The sequence below is a fragment of the Variovorax sp. LjRoot175 genome (genome assembly GCF_964253805.1).
Lineage (GTDB): Bacteria > Pseudomonadota > Gammaproteobacteria > Burkholderiales > Burkholderiaceae_C > Variovorax.
The window spans coordinates 2,452,800-2,470,197 of sequence record NZ_CAXURY020000001.1 but is presented as its reverse complement, the minus strand read 5'-3'; the positions used below and the strand labels follow the sequence as shown (position 1 = coordinate 2,470,197).

16 protein-coding genes are annotated in these 17,398 nt (G+C 69.7%); 3 read left to right on the top strand and 13 right to left on the bottom strand.

All coding sequences use genetic code 11. From position 1 onward, the window contains the following. Positions 1–38 precede the first annotated feature (38 nt). Positions 39–677: an endonuclease III gene (gene nth, locus ACSQ89_RS12370; protein WP_093109226.1), complete on the top strand. Its 639-nt coding sequence runs from the start codon at positions 39–41 to the stop codon at positions 675–677. Here nth and ACSQ89_RS12365 read toward each other — a convergent pair whose 3' ends face one another. From ACSQ89_RS12365 to ACSQ89_RS12350, 4 genes are read right to left on the bottom strand one after another with little or no spacing between them, the layout of a single operon-like run. Then, positions 678–1,229 (bottom strand): histidine phosphatase family protein, encoded by a 552-nt coding sequence (locus tag ACSQ89_RS12365; protein WP_093109225.1) that lies wholly within the window; start codon positions 1,227–1,229, stop codon positions 678–680. Then, positions 1,226–2,020 (bottom strand): adenosylcobinamide-GDP ribazoletransferase, encoded by a 795-nt coding sequence (locus ACSQ89_RS12360; protein WP_093109224.1) that lies wholly within the window; start codon positions 2,018–2,020, stop codon positions 1,226–1,228. The genes ACSQ89_RS12365 and ACSQ89_RS12360 overlap by 4 nt, the downstream gene beginning before the upstream one ends. Next, positions 2,017–3,060, bottom strand: coding sequence for a nicotinate-nucleotide--dimethylbenzimidazole phosphoribosyltransferase (cobT, locus tag ACSQ89_RS12355; RefSeq protein ID WP_436292536.1), 1,044 nt, complete (start codon positions 3,058–3,060; stop codon positions 2,017–2,019). Before cobT ends, ACSQ89_RS12360 begins: the two co-directional genes overlap by 4 nt. Further along, a complete protein-coding gene (locus ACSQ89_RS12350; protein WP_436292535.1) occupies positions 3,057–4,529 on the bottom strand; it encodes a cobyric acid synthase in 1,473 nt (490 codons plus the stop codon). Before ACSQ89_RS12350 ends, cobT begins: the two co-directional genes overlap by 4 nt. A gap of 144 nt (positions 4,530–4,673) precedes the next feature. Between ACSQ89_RS12350 and ACSQ89_RS12345 the strand changes: the two genes are divergently transcribed. Continuing rightward, complete coding sequence (locus tag ACSQ89_RS12345; RefSeq protein ID WP_093109221.1) at positions 4,674–4,907, top strand: hypothetical protein; 234 nt, start codon at positions 4,674–4,676, stop codon at positions 4,905–4,907. Positions 4,908–4,909: 2 nt separating this feature from the next. Here the strand turns inward: ACSQ89_RS12345 and ACSQ89_RS12340 are convergent, their stop codons facing one another. The 4 genes from ACSQ89_RS12340 to ACSQ89_RS12325 form a co-directional block, all read right to left on the bottom strand. Next, complete coding sequence (locus tag ACSQ89_RS12340; RefSeq protein ID WP_436292534.1) at positions 4,910–6,394, bottom strand: efflux transporter outer membrane subunit; 1,485 nt, start codon at positions 6,392–6,394, stop codon at positions 4,910–4,912. Between the two features lie 42 nt (positions 6,395–6,436). Next, a complete protein-coding gene (locus ACSQ89_RS12335; protein WP_436292533.1) occupies positions 6,437–9,706 on the bottom strand; it encodes an efflux RND transporter permease subunit in 3,270 nt (1,089 codons plus the stop codon). Between the two features lie 27 nt (positions 9,707–9,733). After that, positions 9,734–10,972, bottom strand: a complete 1,239-nt coding sequence (locus tag ACSQ89_RS12330; RefSeq protein ID WP_093109218.1) for an efflux RND transporter periplasmic adaptor subunit — start codon at positions 10,970–10,972, stop codon at positions 9,734–9,736. Positions 10,973–11,113: 141 nt separating this feature from the next. Next, positions 11,114–11,986, bottom strand: a complete 873-nt coding sequence (locus ACSQ89_RS12325) for an alpha/beta hydrolase fold domain-containing protein (RefSeq protein ID WP_436292532.1) — start codon at positions 11,984–11,986, stop codon at positions 11,114–11,116. A gap of 168 nt (positions 11,987–12,154) precedes the next feature. On the opposite strand from ACSQ89_RS12325, the gene ACSQ89_RS12320 reads away from it, so the two are divergent. Further along, positions 12,155–13,069, top strand: coding sequence for a LysR family transcriptional regulator (locus ACSQ89_RS12320; protein WP_093109216.1), 915 nt, complete (start codon positions 12,155–12,157; stop codon positions 13,067–13,069). 3 nt (positions 13,070–13,072) lie between these two features. Here the strand turns inward: ACSQ89_RS12320 and ACSQ89_RS12315 are convergent, their stop codons facing one another. The 5 genes from ACSQ89_RS12315 to ACSQ89_RS12295 are packed head-to-tail and all read right to left on the bottom strand — an operon-like array spanning position 13,073 to position 17,368. After that, positions 13,073–14,068, bottom strand: coding sequence for an aminotransferase class I/II-fold pyridoxal phosphate-dependent enzyme (locus ACSQ89_RS12315; protein ID WP_436292531.1), 996 nt, complete (start codon positions 14,066–14,068; stop codon positions 13,073–13,075). Then, the gene (cbiB, locus tag ACSQ89_RS12310; protein ID WP_436292552.1) at positions 14,065–15,021 is read right to left on the bottom strand and encodes an adenosylcobinamide-phosphate synthase CbiB; all 957 of its coding nucleotides are present in this window, start codon (positions 15,019–15,021) and stop codon (positions 14,065–14,067) included. The genes ACSQ89_RS12315 and cbiB overlap by 4 nt, the downstream gene beginning before the upstream one ends. 9 nt (positions 15,022–15,030) lie before the next feature. After that, entirely contained in the window at positions 15,031–15,600 is a 570-nt protein-coding gene (cobO, locus tag ACSQ89_RS12305; protein ID WP_436292530.1) for a cob(I)yrinic acid a,c-diamide adenosyltransferase, read from the bottom strand. Positions 15,601–15,620: 20 nt separating this feature from the next. Then, positions 15,621–16,409 (bottom strand): ABC transporter ATP-binding protein, encoded by a 789-nt coding sequence (locus ACSQ89_RS12300; RefSeq protein ID WP_093109212.1) that lies wholly within the window; start codon positions 16,407–16,409, stop codon positions 15,621–15,623. Beyond that, positions 16,409–17,368: a FecCD family ABC transporter permease gene (locus ACSQ89_RS12295; RefSeq protein WP_244503956.1), complete on the bottom strand. Its 960-nt coding sequence runs from the start codon at positions 17,366–17,368 to the stop codon at positions 16,409–16,411. Before ACSQ89_RS12295 ends, ACSQ89_RS12300 begins: the two co-directional genes overlap by 1 nt. Between the last annotated feature and the right edge of the window lie 30 nt (positions 17,369–17,398).

The following is a 17,398-nucleotide window of genomic DNA, read 5'->3' as shown; positions in this document are numbered from 1 at the left end:
CGCAAGTTCACCGGCCCCGGCCTACACTGCCCGCCACGATGAAAAAAAACGAGATCGAGCCCTTCTTCGCCACCCTGCAGGCAGCCAACCCCGAGCCCGAAACCGAACTCGAATACGCGACCCCCTTCGAGCTGCTGGCCGCCGTGCTGCTGTCGGCGCAGGCCACCGATGTCGGCGTCAACAAGGCGACGCGCAAGCTGTTCCCGGTCGCGAACACGCCGCAGGCGATCCTCGACCTCGGCATCGAAGGCCTTGAGGGCTACATTAAGACCATCGGCCTCTACCGCAGCAAGGCCAAGCACCTGATGGAGGCCTGCCGCATGCTGGTCGACCTGCATGGCGGCGAAGTGCCGAAGACGCGTGCCGAGCTGGAGGCGCTGCCGGGCGTGGGCCGCAAGACCGCCAACGTCGTGCTCAACGTGGCCTTCGGCGAGCCGACGATGGCGGTGGACACGCACATCTTTCGCGTCGGCAACCGCACCGGGCTGGCGCCGGGCAAGACGCCGCTCGAAGTCGAACAGAAGCTCATGAAGCGGGTCCCGGCCGAGTTCCGGCTGCATGCGCATCACTGGCTGATCCTGCACGGACGCTATGTCTGCGTGGCGCGCAAGCCGATGTGCTGGAAGTGCGCGGTCGCGCCGTACTGCGACTACAAGCCGAAGACGCCGGCGCCCTGATCAGGGCAGCTCGACGGTCAGGTATTCGCCGAAGGCGATGCTCTGCGCGGGCCACTGGTCGGCGCGCTCAGCGCAGCGCACGCCTTCTCGCAGCAGCCAGACGGCGCGGATCACGCCGGCATGCGTGATCCACAGCGCGTCGCGGCCGGCGCCGCGCCAGGCGTCGAAGGCTTCGCCGACCCGCTGCATGAACGCGCGCGTGCTTTCGCCGCTGCCGCCCGCGCGCGCATCGGCGAAGCTGCGGGTCCAGGCCTCGAACTCGGCGCGCTCGATGCTCGACCAGCTGCGGCCTTCCCACGAACCGAAGTCCATCTCGGCGATGCGCGCATCTGTGCGAAGCGCGAGGCCGGGTCGAAGCGCGGCAATCGCCTGCGCCAATCCGGCGCAGCGCTGCAAGGGAGAGCAGACGATGTCGATGCCTTCGGCGAGCTGCGGTGCAATGCGTTCGGCCAGCGTGCGCATCGCTTCGGGCGGCACCGCCACGTCGGTGCGGCCATAGCACAGGCCGGCCGCGGCGTCGGTCTGCGCGTGGCGCACGAGCCCGAGCTTCATGCCTGCCAGGCGAGCGCCAGGTAGATCGCGAGCTCGCAGACTTGCTGCGTCGCGCCGAGGCCGTCGCCGGTGAAGCCCTGCAGCCGGCGCCGCAGCAGCGCAGCCATGTACAGCGCGCCGAGCAGGCACGCGAGCAGGCTTGCGACGCCCTGCAGCGGCGGATATGCGAGCAACAGCAGTGCTATGGCCGGCAACGCATACAGCACGCCCACCAGCAAGGCCCCGCCGCCGATCGCATCGGCCAGGGGCTTGGCCTTGCTCGCGCCTTGGTCGCCGACATAGGGGAGCCCGCGGATCAGGAACAGGGGCGCCAGCCGCGACAGCACATGCGCGCCGAGCAGCGCGGTGGCGACCGCCATCGCGCCCTGCCCCGCCAGCACGACGAGCAGCGCGATCTTCAAGCCCAGCGCCAGCACCAGTGCAATGGCACCGAAGGCGCCGATGCGCGAGTCCTTCATGATCTCCAGGGCTCGCGCGCGATCGGCCGAGCCGCCGAGGCCGTCGGCCACGTCGGCAAGGCCGTCCTCGTGAAAGGCGCCGGTCATCCATACCGTCGCAGCCGTGGACAGCAGCGCCGCAACGGCAGCACCTGCCACGCCGGGCAGCCCCGCCTGCGCGAGCAGGAACACGCCGGCGCCCACCGCGCCGACCAGCCAGCCCACGCCCGGAAAATGCGCGGCGCTCGCGCGCAGCATCGCCGGGCTGAAGCCCACCCACCCGGCCAACCGCCCGGTGACCGGCACGCGCGTGAAGAACTGCAAGGCCAGCAGGAAGTGGCGCACGCCGTTCATCCCTTGTCCTGCTGCGAAACGCCGGCCGACTCGAAGCTCGCCATGTCGCGCAGGATGCGGCACGCGGATTCGAGCAAGGGCCAGGCGAGCGCTGCGCCGGAGCCTTCGCCGAGGCGCAGGTCCAGGCGCAGCAGCGCGTCGAGGCCCATCGAATTCAAGAGCAGCCGATGACCCGGTTCGGCCGATTCATGCGCCGCCACGCAGCGCTGCACGACGTGGGGCTGCAGCGCCTGCGCCACCAGCACCGCGGTGCTCGCGATGAAGCCGTCGACCACGATCACGCGCCGTTCGTGCGCGGCCTGCAGCACGGCGCCGACCAGGGTGGCGATCTCGAAGCCACCGAAGGCCGCGAGCGCGGCCAGCGGCGTGCCGGCATCGGCATGCAGCGCGAGCACTTCGCGCAGCAGCCGGCGCTTGCGCGCCAGGCCGTCGGCATCGAGGCCCGTGCCGCTGCCGGTGCAGGCATCGATGTCCAGGCCCGTGAGCCGCGCCAGCAGCAGCGATGCAGCCGAGGTATTGCCGATGCCCATCTCGCCCAGCAGCAGCGCATTGCCCGGCAGCTCGCGCACGAGCGCGATGCCATTGGCGATCGCCTCGTCGCGCTGCGCCGCGCTCATCGCCGGGCCGGTCGATGCATCGGCGGTGCCCGGTGCGACCTTGCGGATCGACAAGCCTGCGCGCGGCGCAAAGTCATGCCGCACACCGCAATCCACCACAGTCAGCGCCAGGCTGTGCTGGCGCGCGAGCACGCTGACCGCCGCGCCGCCGGCCAGGAAGTTCTCGACCATCTGCCAGGTCACGTCGCTCGGATAGGCCGACACGCCGCGCGCCGCCAAGCCGTGGTCGCCCGCGCAGACCAGCATCTGCGGCGCCTGGAGCACCGGCGATTCGCTGCCGAGGATCAGGCCCAGCCGCAAGGCCAGCGCCTCCAGCCGGCCCAAGGCGCCGAGCGGCTTGGTCTTGTTGTCGATCCGATGTTGAAGTCGCGCAGCAAGCGCGGCGTCGTCGAGTTTCGGGGCGGTGGGGAGTTCAAGCGTCATTCGATCAGGGAGCGCAGCACGCCCGCTTCAAAGTGGGAATCGATGTGGTCGGCCAGTCCGTCGAACACGCTGTCCAGCGTGCGCGCGGTCGCGCCGAAGAGCGCATGCAGCGCGGCCGGGTCTTCGAACAGGCCGTGCAGGTAGAGCCCGAGCACGTTGCCCGCGGCGTTCTGCCAGGCCAGCTCGTCGGGCATCACTGGCATCGCGTGATCGCCGGCGGCAGCCATCGCGGCATGGGGCGCGGTTTGGCCATGATGGATTTCGTAGCCACGCACCGCGACATCGGAGAGCGCGGCCCAGGGGCCGGTCAGTTCGGCAAAGCGGGCCTCGCGCGGTTGCACGGTCTTGTCAGCCGCGAACACGGTGACCAGCGGCAGCAAGCCGAGGCCGGGGCCATTGCCGTCGACGCCATGCGGATCGATCAGCGCCTCGCCCAGCATCTGCAGCCCGCCGCAGATGCCGAGCACCGCGCCGCCACGTCCTGCATGCGCAACCACCGCGCGGTCCAGGCCCTGCGCCCGCAGCCAGGCCAGGTCGCCGCTGGTGTTCTTGGAGCCGGGCAGCACGATCCAGTCGGCGCCGGCCACGTCGGCCGGGCTGCGCGCCCAGCGCAGTCGCACGCCGGCGATGTTCTTCAGCGGCTGGAATTCGTCGAGGTTGCTGATGCGCGGATAGGCGATGACGGCGATGGTGCGCGTGACTTCGCCGCTGGCCGTGCTGCGGTCGTCAAAAACGCCGTCCTCCTCGGGCAGGCCATGCTGCCACCACATCGGCAAGGTCGCCACGGTCTGTATGCCGGTGAGCTCTTCGAGCTGCTGCGGCGCGGGCGCGAGCAGCGTCGCATCGCCGCGGAACTTGTTGAGCACGAAGCCCTTGATCAAGGCCCTGTCGGCCTCCGGCATCAGCGCCCAGGTGCCGTAGAGATGGGCGAAGGCGCCGCCGCGGTCGATGTCGGTCACCAGCAGGCAGCGCGCATCGGCATGCCGCGCCACGCGCAGGTTGACGATGTCGCTCGCCATCAGGTTGATCTCGGCCGGCGAACCGGCGCCTTCGATCACCACCACCTCGTTCTCGGCCCGCAGTTCGTCGAGCGCGTGTGCGATCTGCGGCCAGACGCGTTCGCTGCGCCCGCGCCAGGGCAGCAACGACAGCTCGGCACTCACGCGGCCCATCAGCACCACCTGGCTGTGCGTGTCGCGCTCGGGCTTGAGCAGCAGCGGGTTCATGCGCACATCGGGCTCGGCGCGCGCCGCCAGTGCCTGGAAATATTGCGCACTGCCGATCTCGCCGCCGGCGACCACACGTGCGTTATTGCTCATGTTCTGCGCCTTGAACGGCGCCACCTCGAGGCCTTGGCGCGCATACCAGCGGCACAGCGCGGTCGCCAGCCAGCTCTTGCCGGCACCGCTGGTGGTGCCGAGGACCATGACGCAGCGGGCTTGGCCGCTTCGTCCCACACTTGTAATCATCTGTGGATTGTCCGCTACGGCCCGAGCCATTCGGAGCGCTCGCGAAGTCTTTCACGCTTCGGCGCATTGCATTCGGACGTGCCTGCGTCAAACACCTCGTTTGCTCCGTAGCCTCCTCCCATCAACAAATGAGGGAGTGGATTGATGCCCGCGATACGCGACATGGCGCTCACGGTGGAGGAGCGCGAGAAAGGAAAATTCTTCTGGGTGCTGATCGAAGCTTTTGACAACGACACGGGCGACGCGCTGCACTATCGGCACTTCAAGTCGGCCGCGACGCCGCAAGCAAGCTATTCGAGCGCATTGGCGCTGGGGGCCACCGCGCTGCGCCGGCTGGCAGATGCGCAGCCGGCGTCCGCACCGGACGCCGGCTCCTAGACTCAGCGCGTCGCAATTTGCGCCGGTGCTTCCGGCGTCGCAGCGCCCGTGGTCTGCGGCGTTTCCCAGCTGCCGCCCAGCGCACGCACCAACCCGACCGTGGCCTGGTACTGAGCCGAGCGCACCTGCAGCGCCTGGCGGCGGTTCTGCAGTTCCTGGCGGCGCGCATCGAGCAGGTCGAGCTGGCTGACCAGCCCGTTGCGGTAGCGTGAATCGGACAGCGTGGTGGCCCGGCTCGCCGAAGCGACCGCCCTTCCCTGCACGCTCGACTGCTGCTCGAGGATGCGCAGCGACGAGAGCTGGTCCTCCACGTCCTTGAAGGCACCCAGCACCTGCGCGCGGTAGTTGGCGAGCGCGCCGTCCAGCTGTGCGTTCGCGCTCTGCACGCCGGCTTCGCGGCGTCCACCGTCGAACAAGGGCAGCGAAAGCAATGCCCCGATGCCCCAGGACCGCGCCGACCACTTGAACAGGTCGCTGACGTCCGAGGAGGCGTAGCCGCCGCCTCCCGTGAGCGAAATGCTCGGGAACCACGCGGTCTGCGCGACGCCGACGCGGGACTGTGCAGCGAACACGGCCTTCTGCGCGGCCGAGATGTCGGGCCGGCGCGTCAGCACCGTCGCCGGCACGCCGGCCGGAATGGTGGGCAAGGCGGTCGACCAGTCCTGCGTCTCCAGCGCGAAGCTCGACGCCGTCTCGCCGGTCAGCACCGCCAGCGCATGCTCCAGTTCCGCGCGGCGCCGGTCCAGCGTCAGCGCTTCGGATTCGGTGGCTGCCACTTCGGTTTCGACACGCACCACGTCGAGTTCGGCGAGATCGCCGGCCTGGTTGCGGCGCTGCACCAGCCGCAGGGTGTCGCGGTAGGCGCCGACGGTTTCGCGCACCAGCGCGCGCTCGGCATCGAGCGCGCGCAGCGAGAGGTAGGTCTGGGCCGTCTCGGCCTGGACCAGCAGGCGCGTGCTTTGCAGCAGGCCTTCGCGCGATTCGGCATCGAGCCGCGCCGCGTCGCTGGCACGCGAGAGGCGGCCGAAGAGATCGATCTCGTAGGAGAAATCGACGCCGGCCGTGATCAGCGTGGAGGGCCTGTTGCTCTGGTTGCGATCCAGGCCGGCCTGCCGGCTGGCACCCGCGCCCAAACCGATCTGCGGTGCGCGGTCGGCATCGGTGCTGCGCAGCACGGCGCGCGCCTCGGCCAGGCGCGCGGCGGCGGACTGGATGCTGGTGTTGTTGGCAGCGGCCCGCTCGACGAGCTTGTCGAGCACCGGGTCGTTGAAGGCGCGCCACCATTCGCCGCGCGGCTGCGACTCGGCCGGCTGCGCGCGCGTCCACGTGCCCTCGGCCTGCGGCGCGGCCTGCTCCTTGAACTGGGCCGGCGTGTTGAAGGCCGGCAGCTCCGCCGGCGCGGTCGCGCAGCCGACCAGGACCAGTGCGGCGACCAGCGGCAGCAGCGCGGCGCGCCAGGGGCGGAAGAGTTTCGAATCGGATTTCATGATCGACTTTCTTGAAGGAGGCCGTGAGGGCCTTGATCCCGTTTACTCATGCAACTTGAGCGGCGAAGCCGGTGCAGGCTGCAGGCCCCCGCCGCCGCCCGCCGCATGCGGTGCCGCCGCCGGGTGGTCGGCCGAGACGAAGCTGTCGTCCAGATGCGGCACCTCGCCATGCAGCTTGAGCGGCCTGTTGCCCGTCAGGCGACGCAGCACGACGTAGAACACCGGCGTCAGGAACAGGCCGAAGGCGGTCACGCCGATCATTCCGGCGAACACCGCCACGCCCATGGCCGAGCGCATCTCCGAACCGGCGCCGGTCGCCAGCACCAGCGGCAGCACACCCATCACGAAGGCCAGCGAGGTCATCAGGATCGGGCGCAGGCGCAGCCGGCTGGCTTCGATCGCGGCCTGGAGCGGAGTGCGCCCGGCGAACTCGAGCTCGCGCGCGAACTCCACGATCAGGATCGCGTTCTTCGCACTTAAGCCCACCAGCACGATCAGCCCGATCTGCGTGAAGACGTTGTTGTCACCCCCCGAGATCCATACGCCGGTCATCGCCGCGAGCAGGCCCATCGGCACGATCAGGATGATCGACAGCGGCAGCGTGAGGCTTTCATACTGCGCGGCCAGCACCAGGAACACCAGCAGGATGGCGAGCGGGAACACCAGCACCGCCGAATTGCCCGCCAGGATTTCCTGGTAGGTCAGCTCGGTCCACTCGTAGCTGACGCCCTTGGGCAGCGTCTCGGCCGCGATGCGTTCGATCACGTCCTGCGCCTGGCCCGAGGAGAAGCCGGGCGCCGGGCCGCCGTTGATGTCGGCCGAGAGATAGCCGTTGTAGCGCATCGCGCGTTCCGGTCCGAAGCTGGAATTCACCTTCATCAGCGCCGAGAGCGGCACCATCTCGCCCGAGTTCGAGCGCACCTTCAGCAGGCCCACGTCTTCGGCACGTGCGCGGTACGGCGCATCGGCCTGCACCCGCACCGAGTACGTGCGGCCGAACTTGTTGAAGTCGTTCGCGTACAGGCTGCCGAGGTAGATCTGCATGGTGTCGAAGATGTCCGTCACCGGCACGCCGAGCTGGCGCGCCTTGGTGCGGTCGATGTCGGCATAGAGCTGCGGCACGTTGACCTGCCAGCTGGTGAACATGCCGGTGAGCTCGGGCGCCTGCCGCGCCTTCGTCATGAAGGCCTTCACCGCCGCGTCCATCTGCTCGTAGCCGATCGAGCCGCGATCCTCCAGCTGCAGCTTGAAGCCGCCGGTGGTGCCCAGGCCCGCCACCGGCGGCGGCGGGAACATCACGATGAAGGCGTCCTGGATGCCTGCGAACTGCTGGTTGAGCTGGCCCGCCACCGCGCCGCCGCTCTGGTCGGCGCGCTGGCGCTCGGCAAAGGGCTTGAGCGTCGCGAACACGATGCCCGAGTTCGAACTGTTGGTGAAGCCGTTGATCGACAGGCCGGGGAACGCAATCGCGTCTTCGACGTTCGGGTTCTTCTTGGTGATCTCGCCCATGCGATGGATCACTTCTTCGGTGCGGTCCAGCGTGGCGCCGTCGGGCAGCTGCGCGAAGCCGATCAGGTACTGCTTGTCCTGCGCCGGCACGAAGCCGCTCGGCACCGCCTTGAAGAGGCCGAAGGTCACGCCGACGAGCGCGAGGTAGATCACCAGCATCAGCGTCTTGCGCGAGATGACGTTCTTGACGCCGCCGCTGTAGGCTTCCGCGCCGCGGTGGAAGAAGCGGTTGAAGCCGCGGAACAGCCAGCCGAAGACCCGGTCCATGCCGCGCGTGAGCGCGTCCTTGGGCTGGTCGTGACCGCGCAGCAGCAGCGCGGCGAGCGCCGGCGACAGCGTCAGCGAGTTGATCGCGGAGATCACGGTCGAGATCGCGATGGTCACCGCGAACTGGCGATAGAACTGCCCGGTGAGGCCGCTGATGAAGGCCAGCGGCACGAACACGGCCACCAGCACCAGCGCGATCGCGATGATCGGCCCGGACACCTCGCGCATGGCTCGATACGTCGCCTCGCGCGGCGTGAGCCCGGCCTCGATGTTGCGCTCCACGTTCTCGACCACCACGATCGCGTCGTCGACCACGATGCCGATCGCCAGCACCAGCCCGAAGAGCGACAGCGCGTTGATCGAGAAGCCCAGCACATGCAGCACGGCGAAGGTGCCGATCACCGACACCGGCACCGCGAGCAGCGGAATGATGGAGGCGCGCCAGGTCTGCAGGAACAGGATCACCACCAGCACCACCAGCGCGATGGCTTCGAGCAGCGTGTGCACCACCGATTCGATGGAGGCGCGCACGAACTGCGTCGGGTCGTAGGCGATGCGGTATTCCACGCCCTCGGGCATGGTCTTGTTGATCTCTGCCATCGTCTTGCGGACGTTGGAAGAGATGTCGAGCGCGTTGGAGCCCGGCGCCTGGAACACGCCCATGCCGACCGCCGCGTCGTTGTTGAGCAGCGAGCGCAGCGAATAGTCGGCCGCGCCGAGTTCGAGCCGGCCGATGTCGCGCAGCCGGGTCACGGCACCGTCGGCGCCGCTCTTGACGATGATGTCGCCGAACTCCTCTTCGCTCTGCAGCCGCCCCTGGGCGTTGATGGACAACTGCATGTCCACGCCCGGCAGGCCAGGCGATGCGCCGACCACGCCGGCCGCCGCCTGGATGTTCTGGCCGCGGATCGCAGCCACCACGTCGCTGGCGGAGAGGCCGCGCTGCGCGACCTTCTGCGGGTCAAGCCAGACGCGCATCGAGTAGTCGCCGCCGCCGAAGATCTGCACCTGGCCCACGCCCTCGATGCGCGCCAGCCGGTCCTTGACGTTGAGCACCGCGTAGTTGCGCAGGTAGGTCATGTCATAGCGGTCGTTGGGCGACACCAGGTGCACCACCATCGTGAGGTCGGGCGCGCTCTTGACCGTGGTCACGCCGAGACGGCGCACTTCCTCGGGCAGCCGCGGCTCGGCCTGCGAGACGCGGTTCTGCACCAGTTGCTGCGCCTTGTCGGGGTCGGTGCCGAGCTTGAAGGTGACGGTCAGCGTCATCACGCCGTCGGTGGTCGCCTGGCTGCCCATGTAGAGCATGCCCTCGACGCCGTTGATCTGCTCCTCGATCGGCGTCGCCACCGTCTCGGCGATCACCTTCGGATTGGCGCCCGGGTACTGGGCGCGCACCACCACCGAGGGCGGTGCGACCTCGGGGTACTCGGAGATCGGCAGCCCGCGCAGCGCGATCAGGCCGGCGATCAGCATCAGGAGCGACAGCACCCCCGCGAAGATCGGCCGGTCGATGAAGAACTTGGATAGATTCATGATGATTCTCTAGAGAGCGCCCTGTGCTCAGGACTTCGCGGCAGCCGCCACGCGCTGCGGCTGCACCTCGGCCTTGGCGTCCATGGTGACTGCCTGCGGTGCCACCAGCGCGCCGGGGCGCACGTGCTGCAAGCCGTTGACCACGACGCGTTCGCCGGCCTTCAGGCCCTTGGTGACGACACGCAGGCCGTTGACCGATGCGCCCAGCGTGACTTCGCGATACACGGTCTTGTTGTCGGCGTCGACGACCATCACGAACTTCTTGTTCTGGTCGGTGCCGACCGCGCGTTCGTTGACCAGCACCGCGCTCTCGCTGCGGGCCTGGCCCATGCGGATGCGGGCGAACTGGCCGGGGATCAGTGCACCGTCCTTGTTGTCGAAGGCGGCACGCACGCGCACCGTGCCGCTCCTGGCGTCGACCTGGTTGTCGATCAGCTGCAGCTTGCCTTCGTAGGGGGTGCCTTCGAGGCCGGCGGTGCCCATCTGCACCGGGATGCCTTCGATCTTGTTGCGCGCACTGGCGCCGCCGGGCAGATCCTTCAGCGCCTTGACCACGACCTGCTCGTCGGCATCGAAGCTCGCGTAGATCGGGCTCACCGACACCAGCGTGGTGAGCACCGGCGCGCCGGGGCCGGCCGCGACCAGGTTGCCCACCGTCACTTCGATCTTGCCGATGCGCCCGGCCACCGGCGCGCGCACCTGGGTGTAGCCCAGGTTCAGGCGTGCGCTTTGCAGCGAAGCCTGCGCCGCGCGCAGGTTGGCCTCGGCCTCGCGGCCGGCGTTGACGCGCTCGTCGAGCTCGCGCTGGGCAATGGCCTTCTCTTCCCACAGGCGGCGTGCGCGCTCCTGCTCGCTGCGCGTGAAGGACACGCGCGCCTGGGCCGAGGCCACCTGCGCTTCGGCGCGCTCCACTTCCGCCGCATAGGGCGCGGGGTCGATCGTGATCAGCAGGTCGCCCTGCTTGACCAGCGAGCCTTCGCGGAAATGGGCCGCCTGCACGGCGCCGGCCACGCGGGAGCGCACGTCGACCCGCTCGACCGCCTCGAGCCGGCCCGAGAACTCGTCCCAGGTGTTGACGTCGGTCGCGGCCACCGTGGCCACCGACACCGGCGTGGCGCGCGGGGCGTCGGCCGCGGGCGCATTGTTGGCCTCGGCCTTGAAGCTCGGCAAGCCGAGCGCGGCGCAGGCGATCGCGACCGCTGCGGTAATGCCGGTCACGGCGGGCCAGAGGCGGCGGCGGTTCTGGTTAGACAGCTTGCTTTGCATGATGAACGTCCTTTTGAATGACTTTGGGAATGCAACGGCCCAACCGGCGTCGTGACACAGGAGGGCGATATCCGGCACCGCCGGCAAGGCCTGCGGACCGAGGAGATTCGAAAAACGGGTTACCGGCGTGGCCGGCTGGGCCTAGACCGGGGGAGGCACCGGCGGCGCCGTGGCAGCGAAAAATGCGCGCATGTGCTCACCGACTGTCTCCGGACACGCGCAATCGCCATAGGCGGGGTCGTACAACTCGTCCGGACACTTCGCGGCCGAGGGCAGCACGCCCCGGGTCACCGAAATGCCCGCATCCTGCAGCCGCTGCGCGAAGCGCAGGGCTTCGTCGCGCATCGCATCGTCCTCGCCGACCAGCACCAGCGTGGGCGCCAATTCGGCCAGCCGCAGCGAGGCGCCCGGCACCGCATAGGGGTGCGTCGCGTTCATCGGGCGGCTCAGGTACTCCTGCCAGCCGGTCGCCCAGCGGCACTTCACGGCGTCGCTCGTCGCCTTGCGCAGCGATTGCGTACCGGCGCAGGGGTCCAGCATCGGCGACAGCAGGATCTGGCCCGCCAGCGGCGGATGCGCGCGATCCCGCGCCATCAGCGCCACTGCGGCCGCCACGTTGCCACCGGCTTCCTCGCCGGCCAGGTAGACGCGGGCGCCCTTGCCTGCCAGCTTGACGCGCTGCTTGTAGAGCCACTCCAGCGCCGCGAAGCCGACCTCGATGGGTTCGGGGAAAGGTGCCAGCGGATAGGCCAGCGAGACCACCACCGCACCGGCGCCGGCCAGCAGGCGGGCCACGTTGCGGCCGAAGTCCAGATCGCCGCTGATGAAAGTGCCGCCATGGAAGTGCAGCACCAGCGGCACCGCCGCACCCTTGGCCCGTTGGCCATAGAGGCGCGCCTCGACCGGCGCGCGGCCGGGCAGCGGGATGCTGATGTCGGTTTCGGCGCCTTGCACAACGGCTCCCGCCGGGGCCTTGGCGGCTTCAGCAGAACGCGGAGTGGGACGGGATGACATGAGCGGCCTCGGTGAGTGGACGATGGGTTGAATATTACGACCCGGATTGGCTGCTGCAACGAGCTGTTGGCCCCTACTCTGTTTCCAATTGGCTAACAATCAGCTAAGAAGCGGCATGTGAGAATCCGCACCCCGGTGGAAACACCGGGTTTTCCAGGAGCAGCATAAATGGACCAGATCCAGGCCATGCGGATCTTTGTCCGCGTCGTAGAAGCCGGCACCTTCACAAGAGCAGCAGACTCCCTTGGCCTGCCCAAGGGCACGGTCACCAAGCAGATCCAGGCGCTGGAATCGCGCCTGCACGTCAAACTGCTCAACCGCACCACGCGCCGGGTGACGGTCACGCCCGACGGCGCGGCCTACTTCGAGCGCACCGCGCGCCTCCTGAACGACTTCGACGAGATCGAGGCCAGCATGACCAATGCGCAGGCCAACCCGACCGGGCGGCTGCGCATCGACGTGGGCACTTCGACGGCGCGGATGATCATCCTGCCGGCGCTGGCGAGCTTCTGCGACCGCTATCCCGACATCCAGGTCGACCTGGGCGTGAGCGACCGCCCGGTCGACCTGATCAGCGACAACGTGGACTGCGTGATCCGGGCCGGCGACCTGACCGACCAGTCCCTGGTGGCGCGGCGCATCGGCACGCTGGAATTCGTGACCGTGGCCTCGCCGGCCTACCTCAAGCGCTACGGCGTGCCGCAGCATCCGACGGACATCGAGAAGCGCCATCATCTCGTGAGCTTTTTCGCCGGCGGCACGCGCCGCGTCTACCCGCACGAGTTCCACAGGGGCGACGAGCACATCGAGATGTCGGGTCCCTACCGGGTCTCGGTCAACGAAAGCAACGCCCACCTGGCGGCGGTGCTCGGCGGCTTCGGCATCTCGCAGTGCATCACCTTCATGACGGAATCCCACCTGGCCAACGGCGAGCTGATCGAGATCCTGCCGGACTGGACGCGGCCGCCGCTGCCGGTGCACGTGGTCTATCCGCCGAACCGCCACCTGAGCGCCAAGGTGCGGGTCTTCGTCGACTGGGCGGCCGATCTGTTCCAGAAGAATCCGCGGCTGCAGCGGCGCTGAGCCTCAGGGTCGCGCCGCCGGCCATGCGCGTTGCAGCGCCGACTGGCTGGCCGGCGGCAGCACGCCGAGCCGCACGTGGTCCGGCAGGCCGAAGGAGCGGGTGTCGCGCAGCTGGATGCCTGCATCACGGAGCGCTGCGGCACGCGGCGCATAAGGCACATCCGGCCGCGCGCAGAAATAGTTGGCGACGCTGGGCAGGCAGGTCCAGCCCAGCGCGGCGCACAGGGCCTCTTGCTCGCGTTTCCACGCGCGCAATGTGTCCAGGCTGTGCCGGAGCCAGTCCTGCGCTTCGGCGCCGGTCCAGGCGGTGAGCAGCGCGGCACCGTGCGCTCCCAGCGGCCAGGATGGCGCGAGGCGGCCGAGGCGCGCGATCATCGCGCCCGCATCCCGGGGCGCGATCGCGTAGGCGGCGCGGATGCCGGTGAGGCCCAGCGCCTTGTTCGGCGTCCACAGTTGCCAGACGCGATCCTTCTGCGCCGGGCTCAGCCCCAGGCTGCCTTCGAGCCGCAAGGGCTCATAGGCGAGGTCGAGCACGCAGGCGCCTTTCGAGGGCAGCGGCGCATCGATCAGGGCCTGCAAGCCGTTCTGGGCTTGGCCGAATGGGCTGGACGGATCGCAGCACCAGGCCAGGTCGGCACCGGCTGCCGGCGCGGGCTCGAAGCCCCACGCGCCGGCGGTCCGCTGGTAATCGCCATAGCTGTGCGGCGGCATCCAGACGCCGCGGCCGCCTTGCTGCGCCACCGCGGCCGTGATGCGCCCGATGAATTCGCTCGCGCTCGCGGCGATCACGATGCGCTCGGCGTCAACGCCATGGAAGCGGGCGAGCCCTTCACACAGCGCGGTGTAGCGCGGATCGGGATAGCGGCGGGCGTCCGCTTGCTGCAGCGCGGCCAGCGCCGATGGACAAGGGCCGCAGGCATTGGCGTTGGTGGAGAAATCGTGCGGCGCCGCGCCGCGGGCGTCCGGGCCGCCGTGCAGGGGTTCGTCGAAGGAAGTCATAAAGCCAGCCCGAGGATCGATGCCGATGCGACAAGGGCCAGCAGCACGACGACCCTGGCCGCCAACGATGCGGCGCGTTGCGTGTCCGCCGCGCTGGCCGCGCGTCCCGCTTCGTTCAAGGTGTAGACGCCGCGCTTGGCGAGCCGTACGCCGAGGCAGAGCGCCATCGCGGCCATGGGCCAGCCGCTGTTGGGGGATGGGGTATGGCGGGCTTCGCGGGCGGTGGCGGGCAGAGCCCTCACCCCAGCCCTCCCCCGCTCGCGGGAGAGGGAGCAAGACGAGAGGAGCAGAAAGGCGGTGAAGCGCGCAGGCAGCCACGACAGCACATCGTCGGCGCGCGCGGCCCACTTGCCGGCCCATTCCCAGACGCGGCCTTGGCGCACGCCGCGATAGCCCCACATCGCATCGGCGGTGTTGGCGAAACGATAGAGCGCGGCCCCGGGCAGGCCGAAGAGCACGAACCAGAACACCGGCGCGACCACCGAGTCGTTGAGGTTCTCGGCCAACGATTCGATCGCGCTCTCGCGCACCTCGGCTTCGTTCAGCGCTTGAGCATCGCGGCTGACCAAATGCGCCAGTCGGTCGCGGCCGGCATCGAGCGAGCCGGCCAGCGCCGCTTCGACGGCCAGGACCTCGTCGCGCAGCATGCGCCAGGCGAACAGCGGCTTGAGCGCCAGGCCCAGAAACAGTACCTCCGCCCAGCCCGGGAGGCGCGCGGCGGCGACCGCGACCGCCCACGCGGCCAGCAGGACCGTGGCAGCGCCGGCCCACCAAGCGAGCGCTCCCGCGGCGAAGCGCGCGAGATCCGGTGAGCGCGCTGCTTCGGCCGGCGGTGCGATGCGCCGCCCCGCCCAGCCCAGGTAGCGGCCGATCCACACCACCGGATGCCAGCGCGCGGCCGGTTCGCCCAACCATCGATCGATGGCGAGCGCGACCCAAAGCGCGGCCACCATCGTCAAGCTCTAGTCCTCGATGCCTCGTTGCGCCGGAATACCGGCCTTGAACGCATGCTTGACCATCTGCATCTCGGTCACCGTATCGGCCAACTCGACAATCTCGGGCGGGCAGCGGCGCCCGGTCAGCACCACGTGGACTTCGCGCGGCCGCGTGCGCAGCGTCTCCAGCACGCCTTCGAGCGGCAGCCAGCCGTAGATCAGCGGATAGGTGATCTCGTCGAGCACAACGAGGAAATGCTCGCCCGAGAGGATCGCCGCCCTCGCCTTCTCCCAGCCGTCGCGCGCAAGCTGCGCCGAGCGTTCGAGATCCTGGCTCTTCCAGCTGAAGCCGTCGCCCAGCCCTTCGATCGTGATGCCGATCTGCTCGAACATCCGGTGCTCGCCGAAGCGCGCGCTCGGCACCTTCATGAACTGGAAGATCTTCACGGCCTTGCCGCGGCCGTGCGCGCGCAGCGCGAGGCCGAAGGCCGCGGTGCTCTTGCCCTTGCCGTCGCCGGTGTTGACGATCACGAGGCCGCGGCGCTCGCCCTCGGGCTTCTCGTAGGGCTTGTCGCTGGGTGGGGTTTCGATCTGCATGGGAGTTCCCGGTTGAGTGTTCAGTGCGGTACGGCCAGCCACTGGTTGGCCACGCGATGCACGGTGACGCGGCCGTCGAACACCGCTTCGAGCGCCTGGTGCGTCGCTGCATCGTCGCAGCGGCCATGGTGCAGCACGCGGCCCTTGGCCATCACCACCATCGCATCGGCCGCCAGCGCGGCATTGAGTTCGTGCAGCACGCTGACCACCGTCCTGCCTTCGGCCACCAGCGCACGGGCGCTCGCCATCCAGTCGGCCTGGTGCGGCGGATCGAGGTTGGCGAGCGGTTCGTCCATCAGCAGCAGTTCGGCTTCGACGGCCAGCGCACGCGCCAGCAGCACGCGCTGGCGTTCGCCGCCCGACAGCTGGCCGAGCGGCCGCCCGCCCCACTCCCAGGCCTGGGTGCTGCGCAGCGCGCGCTCGACGGCCGCGCGATCGGCATCGCTGGGCGCGGCGAGCCAGCGCTGGTGCGGCAGGCGCCCGAGCATGGCGACGTCGTAGACCATCAGGTCGTCGGCAGAGCCTTCGCCCGCGCCGCCCTGGCCGAGCCACGACAGCCGCCGCGCGCGCGCACGGCCGGAGATGGCATCGAGCGGCTGCCCGAACAGGCGCACCTCGCCGCGATGGGCCAGCAGGCCGGCCAGCACCTTGAGCAAGGTGGACTTGCCCGCGCCATTGGGACCGACGATGCTAGTCCAGCGGCCGGCCGCGAGCGCGAGATCGATGCCATGCAGCACCTCGGTCTGGCCCAGCGTCGCGCTGACCTGCCTTGCCTCGAGCGCGATGCCGCGCGCGACCACCCGCTCCATCAGAAGCCTCCCCGCGCGCTGCGCCGATGCATGAGCCACAGCAGATAGCTGCCTCCGAGCACTGCGGTCAGCACGCCGACCGGCAGCTCCTGCGGCGCGATCAGCCAGCGCGCCAGCAGGTCGGCCGCCATCAGCAGCAGGCCGCCCATCGCGGTCGACAGCACGATCAGGCGCGCATGCGTGGTCTTCACGGCCGAGCGCACCAGGTGCGGCGCCGCCAGGCCGACGAAAGCGATGAGCCCGGTCTGCGCCACCGCGGTGCCGGTGGCAAGCGCGAGCACCGCCACCAGCGCGGCGCGCATCGCGCCCAGCGGCAAGCCCAGGCTGCTGGCCGTGGCCTCGCCGAGCGCCAGCCCGTCGAGCACCGGCGCCAGCGCCCAGCCGAGCAGCAGGCAGACGAGGCCGAGCGCGCCCATCACGCCGCAGGCGCTCCAGCCGACCAGGCCCGTGCTGCCGAGCATGAACCCCTGGATCGCCTGCAGGATGTCGGCCGATGCGATGGTGATCAGGTCCTTGGCGGCGCCGAGCACCACGCCGACGATCACGCCGGCCAGCAGCAGCCGGAGCGTCTGCTGCACGCCGCGCGCCAGCATCAGGGTGAGCAGCACCGCCAGCACGGCCCCCAGAAAGGCCGCGCCGGTCAGGCCCAGGCGCACCACCCATTGCGTGCTGGCCGCCGAGACGCCGAACAGCGACAGCGCCACGGCCATGCCGAGCGAGGCGCCCGAAGCACTGCCCAGCAGATAAGGGTCGGCCAGGGGATTGCGAAACAGGCCCTGCGCCACCGCACCCGCGAGGCCGAGCAGCGCGCCGGCGAGCCAGGCGCCCAGCGTGCGCGGCAGGCGGATGTCCCACACGATCTGCAGCGCGACCGGATCGCGGTGCGCCGCGAACACGCTCTCGAAGCCGGTGCTGCCGATGCCTGCGCCCAGCACGATCAGCGCGGCGCTCAGCACCATCAGCCCGATGCCGAGCGAGAGGGCGCGGCG

Excerpts from the sequence above, each read along its gene's own strand:
- cobO (WP_436292530.1), bottom strand. The coding sequence starts at position 15,600 with ATGCAGATCGAAACCCCACCCAGCGACAAGCCCTACGAGAAGCCCGAG.
- ACSQ89_RS12345 (WP_093109221.1), top strand. The coding sequence starts at position 4,674 with ATGCCCGCGATACGCGACATGGCGCTCACGGTGGAGGAGCGCGAGAAA.
- ACSQ89_RS12295 (WP_244503956.1), bottom strand. The coding sequence starts at position 17,368 with ATGGTGCTGAGCGCCGCGCTGATCGTGCTGGGCGCAGGCATCGGCAGC.
- ACSQ89_RS12315 (WP_436292531.1), bottom strand. The coding sequence starts at position 14,068 with ATGACTTCCTTCGACGAACCCCTGCACGGCGGCCCGGACGCCCGCGGC.
- ACSQ89_RS12365 (WP_093109225.1), bottom strand. The coding sequence starts at position 1,229 with ATGAAGCTCGGGCTCGTGCGCCACGCGCAGACCGACGCCGCGGCCGGC.
- ACSQ89_RS12360 (WP_093109224.1), bottom strand. The coding sequence starts at position 2,020 with ATGAACGGCGTGCGCCACTTCCTGCTGGCCTTGCAGTTCTTCACGCGC.
- ACSQ89_RS12350 (WP_436292535.1), bottom strand. The coding sequence starts at position 4,529 with ATGATTACAAGTGTGGGACGAAGCGGCCAAGCCCGCTGCGTCATGGTC.
- ACSQ89_RS12320 (WP_093109216.1), top strand. The coding sequence starts at position 12,155 with ATGGACCAGATCCAGGCCATGCGGATCTTTGTCCGCGTCGTAGAAGCC.
- ACSQ89_RS12340 (WP_436292534.1), bottom strand. The coding sequence starts at position 6,394 with ATGAAATCCGATTCGAAACTCTTCCGCCCCTGGCGCGCCGCGCTGCTG.
- nth (WP_093109226.1), top strand. The coding sequence starts at position 39 with ATGAAAAAAAACGAGATCGAGCCCTTCTTCGCCACCCTGCAGGCAGCC.
- ACSQ89_RS12325 (WP_436292532.1), bottom strand. The coding sequence starts at position 11,986 with ATGTCATCCCGTCCCACTCCGCGTTCTGCTGAAGCCGCCAAGGCCCCG.
- ACSQ89_RS12330 (WP_093109218.1), bottom strand. The coding sequence starts at position 10,972 with ATGCAAAGCAAGCTGTCTAACCAGAACCGCCGCCGCCTCTGGCCCGCC.
- ACSQ89_RS12335 (WP_436292533.1), bottom strand. The coding sequence starts at position 9,706 with ATGAATCTATCCAAGTTCTTCATCGACCGGCCGATCTTCGCGGGGGTG.
- cbiB (WP_436292552.1), bottom strand. The coding sequence starts at position 15,021 with ATGGTGGCCGCGCTTTGGGTCGCGCTCGCCATCGATCGATGGTTGGGC.
- cobT (WP_436292536.1), bottom strand. The coding sequence starts at position 3,060 with ATGACGCTTGAACTCCCCACCGCCCCGAAACTCGACGACGCCGCGCTT.
- ACSQ89_RS12300 (WP_093109212.1), bottom strand. The coding sequence starts at position 16,409 with ATGGAGCGGGTGGTCGCGCGCGGCATCGCGCTCGAGGCAAGGCAGGTC.